This is a genomic window from Actinoplanes sp. NPDC026623 (assembly GCF_040638275.1).
In the GTDB taxonomy this organism is placed as follows: Bacteria; Actinomycetota; Actinomycetes; order Mycobacteriales; family Micromonosporaceae; genus Actinoplanes.
Window position 1 is genome coordinate 1 of sequence record NZ_JBEZXZ010000447.1, and the last position, 1,379, is coordinate 1,379.

Sequence of the window (1,379 nt, forward strand, 5' to 3'; positions counted from 1 at the left end):
ACGTCGGCGAGCCCGACCCGGATCGGCGGGGTGTTGCCGTTGCCCAGGATGCCGTTGCGGTTGAACCAGGCCGAGAACATGTCGGCCTCGCGCTGGGCGCTCCACAGCGCGTCGACGCAGGCGGTCTCCAGGTTCGTGCCCGAACCGTTGCCCCACGCGTCGTCGGTGCCGGTGTAGGCCGAGCCGTTCTGGCCGCCGCACTTGAGCCCCGGCCGGGTCGTGTCGGTCAGCGAGTAGGCGCCCTCGGTGCCGCTGGTGTCCAGGGACACCTCGCCGTAGTAGTAGCCGTTGCCGGTGCCCTCGCGCACGTCGTCGACCTGGTCGAGCACGGCGCCGGTGCGCGCGTCGACGAAGACGTGCAGGACGCTGGGCCGGTTCGCGGCCGTGCGCCCGGACACGACCGTCTCCCAGGCGAGGCGCGGGGTGGCGCTCCAGGCGAGCACGACCAGCCTGGCCGCCCGGGTCTCGTCGACCTCGGCGAGCAGCGCCGCGGACCTGCGGGTGGCGGAGGCGGCGGTGACGGTCGCGGTGGCCGGGACGTCGATGGTGGTGCCCTGCGCGACGGCGGTGCCCTTGACGGCGCCGGCGGCGTCCGTCGTGACCACCACGTCCCCGCCGACCACCGGCACGCCCGCGTGGGTACGGGAATAGGTGACGTACCGCAGGCCGCGGGTGCCCTCGACCACGCCGGTGCGGTGCAGCGTGTCCTCGGGGGCCAGCCGCAGCGCGGGCGCGGCGGCGGCGCTGCCGACGAGCCGGTCGGCCGCGGCCGCGGGCCCCGGTGCGGGGGCGGGTGCCCGGGCCGGGTAGGCGGCCGAGGCGGGCGAGACGACCGAGACGGCGCAGGCCGTGGTTACGGCGAGCGCGGTGACGGCTCGGGCGAGGCGGGTTCGTCGCACGCTTCACTCCTTCCCTCGTCCCGTTCGGGAGCGAGGTTCATGGGCAGTGAAGTGAAACCTATTCATAGATGGACGTCAGTGGAACGGATGGCGAGAAACTTCGCCTGGTGGTAATAAAGGAGACTTCGTAACGCCGTGGTGACAAGAGTCGGGTATGACCCCTTCGCCACATCGGTTCCGGGCGTCGCCTAACTGCTCCGCTGGGCGCCCCTGCGCCGGATGTGAACCACAAAAGGCCTGGTCAGTGCCGTGGCAGAGGCGAAAGTACGACTCCGGGCGGCCGGGGAGCGAGGCAGGGTGGAGCCGGACGCGACCGCCGCGTTCCCCATCACCTCTACAGGGAGCCCGGCATGACCGCCGAAAACCCCGGCGGCCGCGGGCTGCCTCGCCGCGCGCTGCCGGCCCTCGCCGTGCTCGCGATGCTGGCCGGGTGCGGCGCCGACCCCGCCGCGCCGGGACCCCTCGCGGCGAACCCGGCGC

The 1,379-nt window shown here is 73.6% G+C and carries 1 pseudogene; it reads right to left on the reverse strand.

Features of this window, described 5'->3' with window-relative positions:
* Positions 1-899: pseudogene (locus AB0F10_RS45705) on the reverse strand (peptidase M28); the annotation flags it as partial.
* Positions 900-1,379 lie beyond the last annotated feature (480 nt).